At 34.6% G+C, this 9,802-nt stretch carries 7 protein-coding genes; all 7 read right to left on the minus strand.

All coding sequences use genetic code 11. The features are described 5' to 3' along the window. Position 1: 1 nt before the first annotated feature. The 7 genes from asp3 to gtfA all read right to left on the minus strand — a co-directional run bounded on the left by asp3 (position 2) and on the right by gtfA (position 9,768). Positions 2-976, minus strand: a complete 975-nt coding sequence (gene asp3 / locus DBT49_RS06545; protein ID WP_070559770.1) for an accessory Sec system protein Asp3 — start codon at positions 974-976, stop codon at positions 2-4. After that, positions 973-2,523 carry an accessory Sec system protein Asp2 gene (gene asp2, locus DBT49_RS06550; protein WP_070559768.1) on the minus strand — a complete coding sequence of 517 codons (1,551 nt, stop codon included), beginning with the start codon at positions 2,521-2,523 and terminating at the stop codon, positions 973-975. Before asp2 ends, asp3 begins: the two co-directional genes overlap by 4 nt. Next, on the minus strand, positions 2,516-4,066 hold the full coding sequence (gene asp1, locus DBT49_RS06555) for an accessory Sec system protein Asp1 (protein WP_070559766.1): 1,551 nt from the start codon (positions 4,064-4,066) through the stop codon (positions 2,516-2,518). The genes asp2 and asp1 overlap by 8 nt, the downstream gene beginning before the upstream one ends. Positions 4,067-4,084: 18 nt before the next feature. Beyond that, a complete protein-coding gene (gene secY2, locus DBT49_RS06560) occupies positions 4,085-5,353 on the minus strand; it encodes an accessory Sec system protein translocase subunit SecY2 (RefSeq protein ID WP_070559764.1) in 1,269 nt (422 codons plus the stop codon). A gap of 155 nt (positions 5,354-5,508) precedes the next feature. After that, a complete protein-coding gene (locus DBT49_RS06565) occupies positions 5,509-6,906 on the minus strand; it encodes a hypothetical protein (RefSeq protein ID WP_111872373.1) in 1,398 nt (465 codons plus the stop codon). Positions 6,907-6,934: 28 nt separating this feature from the next. Continuing rightward, on the minus strand, positions 6,935-8,257 hold the full coding sequence (gene gtfB, locus DBT49_RS06570; RefSeq protein ID WP_070559761.1) for an accessory Sec system glycosylation chaperone GtfB: 1,323 nt from the start codon (positions 8,255-8,257) through the stop codon (positions 6,935-6,937). Continuing rightward, complete coding sequence (gene gtfA / locus DBT49_RS06575; RefSeq protein ID WP_224783834.1) at positions 8,254-9,768, minus strand: accessory Sec system glycosyltransferase GtfA; 1,515 nt, start codon at positions 9,766-9,768, stop codon at positions 8,254-8,256. Before gtfA ends, gtfB begins: the two co-directional genes overlap by 4 nt. Between the last annotated feature and the right edge of the window lie 34 nt (positions 9,769-9,802).

Raw genomic sequence — 9,802 nt, forward strand, 5'->3', positions numbered from 1 at the left:
CTCAACTAATTTCTTGCCAGTCTAACTTCAAAAGATTCTTATGATAATCCAATAACCTACTTCCGACCAAAAGACCATCAGACTGCTTATTTTTATAATAGCATTTTATATTAGGTCGACTGACACGAGCAATTGTTTGCAACCATTGAACAATACCTTCATCTAAACCCGATTGCTGGGCAATTTTTTGATATTGAAAATGTTCTAAATGATCGTTAGTAATCAAGGCTTGGGAATTAGGATAGAGTTGAGCATAATATTTAGCAGCTAAATTAGAAATCGGTCCATAACCAATAAAATAATAATGTTTAGCTGAACTAGAACCAATAAAGGTCTCCACGCCAGACAATGCTTCTTCTGATAAATAAAGCTGGGCGTTTAATAATTCACTAGCCAGCAAATTAGTATGAGACTTAATTAAATCTATTTGCTGCAACTTATTCACTTCTTCTTGGATACTTCCTATTCCTGGTTCAACAAAAAGCAAGTGATTGAAATCATAATTATTTTCAATTAGTAGTGTATCTTTACTCATAACCTTATCTAAAAGTACTTCAGATATTATCAAGCGCTTAAAATTGATAGAGCGGCAGCCTGCGTGAACTAAAGATATGGTGTAGTTTCCGTAATTATCAGGTACAGTAAATGAGTCATCACAACTGCGGATAAAATCTTTCTGCAGAGATTCACCGTAATAATCAAAGAATTCCACCGTAAACATTATGGAATTATTTGGTTCGACCTGACCAATAAATTTAAGGAAGTAGGTCTTATCACTTGTTAATAGCGGGAGTTTAGGTGAAGAAAAATAAAGTCCATAGGTTTTTTCAGAACTCCATTTATTAATAACTATTCCTGAATGAACCATAGAGTTTTTAAAGGATACCCTATCTGGGGACAGCCACTCTATCTGAGAGCCATGACTGAATATATCGTCGTTCATTAATCCCCATCGAACAATGTAATAATCTTTCACTCGACTCCCTCCTTACTTTCAAAATCTTCCCATAGTATTCTCTTATACTGGTTTATAAACCAACTTGCGACAGTAGGGGTATTATCATTATGTCGTCCCATCACAGACTTACTAATAATTTTAATTGGCTTATCACTCAGATTTTTCAATAATCCATAATACGCCTCATTATCGTAATCTTCATTAAGCATGTAAGTCATTGCAAAGGTAGATTGACTATAGTGAGTCTGTTTTAATTTAGGCATCAACATACTGTCTAAAATATCCATATCAGTTGTTAAATCATCATTGTCACCAAATTTCAAGGTTAAATCCATTGATGTTTTAAAGGAATCATTAGGGCGTCTTAAGCGCTGGTTTCTAGTAATATTTCCTAAATAAACAAGTGGTCGCGCCATAATTATGGCGTAAGGATCTAAAAAACTTCCATAGTACAAAGCACCAAAGGTTCCCATAGACATACCTGAAAGGATTAACTGATCCTTAGTAAAATTTAACTCATCTAATACTTCCACTATCTTAGCAACAATAGTTGCCTCGAATTGGGCACTTCCTCGATAGAAGGCACCGCCTTCTAAACGTAAATCATTAATCAATATAAAGGGGTGCTTTAGGTTCTTCATCATAGGAAAGCCTTCAAAACCTTCTGCTGTCCTATAACCAGAAAAATAAACATTTAAAGGGGGTTTTAAGTTGCCGGGATTATAGTAAAAAGCAAACTCTTCACGACCATTATCAGCTATAATTTGTCCACCTGCTAAATAGTCTCCCCACTTTCTTCGGGAATGTCTAACATGTAAAGGACCTATCCTTAGTTGTCCAGAACCTCTTACACAAAGGGAAAAGCTCGCATAACAATTCTCAGGCGGATCTAATAATATTCTCTTTTTTATTGCTTCATTATCATAAGAGATACGCTTAACCACCTGATTAAAACTTCCCATGCGAATAAAGGTCATAGTCAGTTTTAGATCAATGGTCTCATCTTTTATAAACTCTAACCATATATCGAGATAGCGATCTATATTAGAGATAATAAGATGTCGCCAATATAACAAAGGAGTCAATTGATCTGTATCTTCAATTTGAAAAAAAATATAATTGTTTCCTAGATATTGATAGTTACCAGAAAAATTAGCTTGAACAGAAATATCCTGAATGCCACGTCTCTCTCCATAATTGCCGTCGAAGAAAACTTTAGCTAACTCAACAATCGTCTCTTCAATATTTTCCACTTCAATAAATTGAGCTTTTTTCATCAAAAATAGAAGTTTGAACTCAGGAGCGGAATAATAAGATTCGAATTGTTGATCAATTAATACAGCATAAGCTTCCATTAAGGGAAGCAGCTTATCTATTAGTAATTCATCAATAGGAGCGGTAAGTAAAACTAGAGAAAAAGGTCTTTGTGGCAGGTTATTTTCTTTCAAAGCTCCTTGGTAATAATCAGCAAGCTCAGTATTTAGTACAAAGGTCCAATCAACTTCATTCTTAAATTTTACGCCCTGTGACCAATCCCTATAGCCGATTTGTAAAACTCTAGTCATTGCTGTTCTCTCCTAACAATGCTTTCCATTGACTCACTAATTCTCCACTATGGTACTTATTAATCTTTTCTACAGAGTAAACTAAAGCTTCATTCCAATGCTTAAGTCCTTTGAAGTAATAATCAATCCCTTGTGCCAATTGATCCAAGTTCTTTGCAATTAACCCATTTTTCAAATGCTCAACATAGGCAGACTCAACTCGGTTGATCTGCGGAATTCCTGCACTAATTCCCGCAATCTGACCATAAACCCAGGGATGCGAAGTCCAATCAATCATCAAACGCACATACTTCAAGCTTTGGATAAAGTCGCGCTCACTAGTATTAATTTGCACCTGACAAACTGGTTCCTTTTCTTTTTCAGGCATCTTATCCGCAAAATCAACAACTTCTCCGTAGTTAGGATCAAAATACTTATTTAAGCGATCGGATAAACTTTCTAGCTGGTCGATTTTAGCTTGATCAATTTGAAAGGTTCCTAAGACCAAGCGAATACGTTCATCCTTTTTCATTTTATTCTTGATAACATCCATAACATATTCTATTTCTTTCAATCCTAATCGACTCACTTCAAGATAAATAATTAATTCCTTAATCCGTTGACTCATACCTAACTGGAGTCTGGTATCGAACGGCGATAGTCGATAAATAGGTGTATCAAGTGAATTCTTCTTCGTATAGTCAATTAGCTGGTCCTTCAATTGATCAGTATCAGTAATCAGTAATTTCGCCCTTTTCAGAAAGGTTTTAAAATCTTCTGTATTGCTCTCAAAGGAGCGCTGACTATAAAGAGAATAGATTAAATCAATCTTATTTTTCTGACTTAGCTGATTAAATAAACGATTATATCTATCACTATAGGCAACAACGACCTTGTCACTTTGTCCCATATGTTTACTTAGATACTTACTGGCCATCTCTGCAATAAGTTCTGATTTTGATTGATACGTAGTATGATCAAAACGCTCTTTTTCTAACAGATTTTGGTTAATTTCTACATTTTCATTAGCACAAAACTCTCGAACCACCCATTGACCAGCTAAATTTAAATAGTCTTGGTGGGTAGCCTGACCATTACTATAAAAGATGATACTAGAAATAAAGGCCCGATCATCAAAAATGTACTGTTTTGTTAATTGCTTATCTTGATAGTAGTCAATAAAGGCGATATAACCATTAGACTTAAATTGGATATCAGCATAATGTTCATTGTGGACAAATACCATCATTAGAAAAGGAGTAGGAACAAATTCGGCTTGCTTAGGAAAAGATAAGTCCTCTAAAGTAATAGGTCTTACTTTATATAAATTAACGCCTTGAATATAGTCAAAAACCGACCAATAATTATTTTCTTCGATATTTTGATCATGTAAGTTCAACCGTAACATCGGAGCATAATCGAGCATTAATAATTGATTGCTTTCCCCAGAACGCTGAAATAAACGCAATTGATTAACAGTATCATCAAAATACAAGTCCATATAGGAAAGCTCAACAAAATCCCATTGATTATTCGCATACCAAGAGGGAATAAAATAATACATAATTTTCCTTTCTAATAGCTAATCAAATAATGGCTTATATTTATTTCTTATTCTTAGAGCCCGTATCTCATCAATAGTATTTAAAAATAGAGCAACCAGAATAACTATACTCCCTGGCAAATTGAGCCATTGAGAGTATTCAGGAAATAATACCCCTAAAGACATAGGAAAACCAACGACAGCCGTCATATATACAGCTCCTATAATCGCCATATTTAATATTTTTTCTCTCAAAAATTTTTCAGTCGGCTTGCCAGGATTGATTCCATCAATATAGTCACCAGTTTTTTGCAATTTTTCACTAAGATCTTCTGGATCCACATTAACAAAGGCAAAGCCAAGACTTAGAACAATAATTAATAAAACATACAAGAAGGCACCTAAGGGTTGGGTCATATTCAACTGATATTGCAAAGTCTTTAAGAATTGAAGATTGGGAAAGAAAATGAGTATCAGGTCAATAATGTATTGTGGTAAGAGCGCCAATGTCATGGCATACATGATGGCCATGCCCCCACTAGGATTCAATTTAATCGGCAGATAGGATTTTTCAGTAAAATTATTATTTATCATAACACTATTAATTGGAATCCGTAACTCAGCACGGTCCATTACGATCGTAGCAAATGCTGTCATTAATGCAAAAACAGACACACTAATTAATAGTACTTGCTCAATAAGTGACGCTCGATAAACTAAAAATATCCGTAGTGCTTTAAAATTATTAGGCAATCTTAATAACATATTCGCTAAAATAATAATCGTATGTCCACCGATTCCAGCTTCTTGATTACGCCCTCCTAGCCAAATAGTAAAAAATGTGCCAGCAACTAATGCTAAAACAATCGTTCCATAAACCATAAAATTATTAGACAATATGGTTTCTTGTATGGAAATCAGCGGATAACTGACTGCTAAAGTAATTGCTTGAACTAAGGCAAGGATTAAAGTTAACAGGTTACGATAATAATTATCCTGTCTTGGAGGAACTTTCAGTGCTTTGTACCATTTAGACATGGAGATAAAACGCCAAATAATCATTGTCGACATATACGGTCCTAGCCCTAAACTTAATAAAGTAGCTTGTTCAAAGCTACCACCAGTTGCACTAAGGGCCAATGAGAGAAAGTCATTGCCTGATGAACTCTGTTGGATAGTCTGCCAATCAACTAAGGGTAAAGGAATGGAACGTCCAATAATATAAATAATCAGAATCATGGCAGTGAACAATAACTTTTTATAAAGAAGTGGAAGACGAAATCTGTTCGCCTTATTTTGGTTTGCCACTGATTAAACAACCTTTCATACATTTAAAATAGTAAATTAGAGGCAAGGAATTAATTGCCTTAGCCTCTATTATGACGTAAGAATAACTTGTATTTATTCTATTTTTTAACTCTATCCTCTTGGCACTTTATCTGATTAATTAGATCTTGATAGTTTTATTGTACAAAGATATTATTAGGATCCAATATGTCAACTTGATGACAATAACCTTCAAATGAGTATACCGCTAAACCAAGATTGTTTGCTTTAGTAACTATATCTTCCACTTCTACCCCATAATTGATATCTAGATAAATATTAGACTTTAATAAAAGGGTGTTAATCTGATCTTTTCCTGCTGCTGGATAGAGATACACATTAGGATATTTTTCTAAGTTCAATAAATGATCTGACATTTGCGTTTGAGCCGCAATATGGAAGTGAAAATTAGGTAAACCTTGAATAATTTCATCAATATGTAATAAATAATCCTGAGCAGTCAAAATAAAAATATTACAATCTTCCCGCATTAGAGGACGATGACCAAGATCCCCCTCAAAATTTGATAGGCCCTGACTAAAGATTTTAAAAATAGTTGCAGTTAAGAGACGCTGGGTAAAATATCCCTGAGTAATGAGATGACGAAATTTAGCAACATTATTGACCAAGTCTTGATAGTCCGTTTCAGACAAGTTTTCTAGGATAGCATTTGCTTGCTCTAAAGATTTCACGATAAAACCTAGACCATTATCCTTAATAATTTTCTTATTAGATAAAGATTCAGGAACAAATACAGGAATCCCTGCTGCTAAATATGTACTCAATTTATGGGTAATACACATTTGGAAATAGTCTTGAATATAATCTAGATCAGTCCAGACCAGCCCAAAACCGCCCTTAGATAATTTGGTTAAAAGTTCATAATCAGGTAACCAACCTTTTATTGTCACTTCCTTAGGCAAATCTAAATTCTGACCATGGTTTGAATAAACATCAACAGCACATGAAATTGGCCAATGCTTTATAAAATCAAACTTATTAATATCTCCTGCAAAATGAATCTTCTTTTGAAAGGAAACTTTTCCAGGTTGGAATTCAGTTGGGTGATCCCACATAGCTTGGATTAAAACCTTATCGACCCTTAAACCTTCTAAATAAAGACGTTGATACATTTCTTGAGAAGGAACAATTAACAATTCAGCTTCATTGTAAATTTCAATGAGAGAACTCATCAAATAATAATTTTGAGGGAACATGATTGGTGGTATATCATGAATAAACACTATTAAATGTGCTTTAAAAGTATATTTAATTTTATGGATCAATGCTCTTTCAAAGCGAGAATCATTCCATGTTGGTAACTGAACAACCACCAAGTCGCCTTGCCCTACTCCGGCTAAAATACCATCTAATCGCTTACTTAATTCTTGATCAGAATCATAAGAAGTTTCATATGCATAGATAGCTAATTCATTAAAATCCAATTTTTGAGCAATCGATGTTGTCATCTGTTGAGAAATTAATGCTGTGCTGACAGCAGAATGACCATGCAAATTTGTAATATGCTTTCTCATAGATTAACCTACCTTTCTTGAAACTTCCTCATTCTGAAAATAAGAATTGATATTTTTCCTCATCAACGTTGTTAGATTGATTAATTTGAGAAGAAATCGCCTGTTGCCAAAGTTTCTGACTATGTCCCAAAGCTTTAATTGTATTTATCATAGATATCGCTTGATCACTAGAGAAGATAAACTCATTTGCAATATAGGCTTCCTTATGTAAGGTTTCTTTAAAAGCTATGTTTAAGCATTGAAACTCAAAGGCAGCGCGGACTGCATCCACAATCTCATTACCATGATTGATATCCAAATAAAAACAGGCCTGCTTCAATAATTTCTGTATCAAACCCATAGAAATATTAGGATAAAGCTGAACATTCGAATAATGGTTAAAATTCATTAACTTATCCGACATTTCTGTTATAGCTCCAATTCTAAACTGAAAATCAGATAAATGGTCTAGTAAAAGATCTAATTGTTCAATCTGATCAGAGTTGGTTAATATTAAAATTTCTTTAGTAAATTCTTTTTCTTGAAGAATGGGATAAATATATCCTAATGGCTCAATAGATTCACTAGGTAAATGACTGGCTTGGCATAAATCTAATGCTCGTTGATAAGTAGTTTGATCAGGAATAATCACTTTTTGACAACGAGGAGTCTGTCCTGTAAGAATGAGCTGCATATTACCTGGAATTTCTAGATCAAGTGGTTCGTGCCAAACTAAGATATCCTTCCCATCTCTAGGTAAGGAGTGAGAAATTAAAAAAGGAGTTGCCAGTGAATTTATAATCATTTGTTCTAAAGGAAGCTCGGAATTCCATAGATAAAAGAGATAGAAATCTCTTCGATTATGAAAAACTCGCTTCTTTCCCTGCCAATCGAGGATAACATTCCCAGTAACATAATTATCTACAATGACATCGCGGCCAGCAGTGTCAAAATAAATCTTCATATGAGCATCTTGTCCATGACGAATAATTTGAGCATAACGACGGCCATATTGGTTGTAACAGTCTGTCCACATGACTTGCTCTGCCTCATTTAACCAATCTACAGCTTTTATTAGCCGTTGCCCACCGCTAGTAAAGTAATGAATATCAGCGCGTTTATGATGATAATCCCAGACGCTGGCTGATGTATTTGTCCCTTTGATTTCCCAGTTTAAAGGAACAGAAACCTCATTAAAATATAAAGGTTGTCCTTCTTCTTCCCCCATAAAAAAGCGATAGGGAGAAGTCGTTCCTCTAGGTAAGAAACCATTTTCATTTAAAATGACGGTTGGAAAGTTAAAGCCAGCACGAAACATAGATTGGTGAAAATCGCGAGTAGCTTCATTATATGTATCAAATAACTGAATCATGCTTTAACCTCCTCAACTAATTGTCTCCAAGCTCCTTCTACTTGGTCATGTAAATATTGCTTAGCAATTGAATAGGAATGCTCGCGCATTGCTCGTCGATCTGCTGATTGGAAATAGCTTAGAATGGCTTCAGCAAAAGAATTGACAATCACATTTCGTTCCATTCCACGTTTAAAAGGAAGAAGATAGCCATTTTTTCCATCATCTATAAAAGTAGGATTGCCATATGGGACATCTAAGCCAATCATGGCTTGCCCTGCACTCAAAGCTTCAACTAAGGTTAACCCAAAGCCTTCACTGGTTGATGCTGTTAAATAGAGAGAATATTGAGGATAAATATTTTCTAACGCTTGATGCCCTTTGAGTTGAATATAGTCTTCTGCGTTAAATCGCCCTATCTGGTCTTGTAGAGCATTTCTTTTACCGCCTTCACCATAAATATCAAATGTCACCTGCGGAATCTGTTCGTGAACTTTTACTACAGCTTCAATTAACCAATCGATATTCTTCTCTCCTGCCAAACGAGAAGCAGTCATCATAGCGTAGGAATTCATATTGTTATCTGGCTCCATGAGCTGGTCAACACTGCCGACTGGAATCGTATAAATTTTAGGATGAACCCCATAATAGTAGTCAAATTGATCCATAAGTCTCTGAGTCTGGGATGGCGTCGAAGTGATATAAAAATCAAAATCTTCATAATGAGTAAAAGGATACTCGTAGTGATTATTCCATAGGATGTTCTGATCATTACTTAAAGATTGGTTATAATGTTCAGCATGAACCACTGACCCCAACTTCGCCCCGTTTAGATGATCAAGAAGTCCTTGAGCAATACCATCTGCACGATCTAAGAGAACAATATCAGTATCAGTTAAAACTAATTTCTCAATAAAGTAAGCGACTAATTCTTCCGTAGAATAAATAACCCGATCTTTAAAGCGATACATTGAACTACCTTGGTTGATAAATTCTTCATATGCCGTTGTCCCATCTTGATTAAAATAACGACGCATGTAAAGTTGTGCCTTATTATTATTAGGAGCATAATACTCCGTTAAAAATTTATAACGATTAAAGAAATCTTTTCTGATTAATTTGTTATTGGCTGTATATTCTACCCGATCTACAAAGTCTTCTTCTTCTCTTGAAAGATAACACATAGCAAACTGCTTGCCTTGGTCATATATCAATTTCACACGACGGTTGTCAAGCTTTTCTTCCTCGACATCATCGGATAATTTTTCTTTAATTTGACTTAGGCTAACAGTGGTTTGACAGAGAGGAATATCAGTAAAATATAAATACATCCAAATAACATCTTCATTAGAAAAGCCAATGTTTTCAGTAAAATGGGCCATGTTTTCATTCAAAATAAGATCAGTAAAAATAAATTTACAACCTAAGGACAATTCTTTAAAAATACGATAGCGATAAATTTGTGCGTACTCCACACCACTCGATGCCCAGCCGATGCCTTTATTAATATTATAGATAGTCAGAGTAACCACTTCCTTAGTTTGTATTATATCAAAGCTTTATCTT

Origin of the sequence: Aerococcus mictus (assembly GCF_003286595.3) — a bacterium.
Lineage (GTDB): Bacteria > Bacillota > Bacilli > Lactobacillales > Aerococcaceae > Aerococcus > Aerococcus mictus.

Coding starts and splice junctions, on each gene's coding strand:
- asp2 (WP_070559768.1), bottom strand. CDS start 2,523: ATGACTAGAGTTTTACAAATCGGCTATAGGGATTGGTCACAGGGCGTA.
- asp1 (WP_070559766.1), bottom strand. CDS start 4,066: ATGTATTATTTTATTCCCTCTTGGTATGCGAATAATCAATGGGATTTT.
- DBT49_RS06565 (WP_111872373.1), bottom strand. CDS start 6,906: ATGAGAAAGCATATTACAAATTTGCATGGTCATTCTGCTGTCAGCACA.
- gtfB (WP_070559761.1), bottom strand. CDS start 8,257: ATGATTCAGTTATTTGATACATATAATGAAGCTACTCGCGATTTTCAC.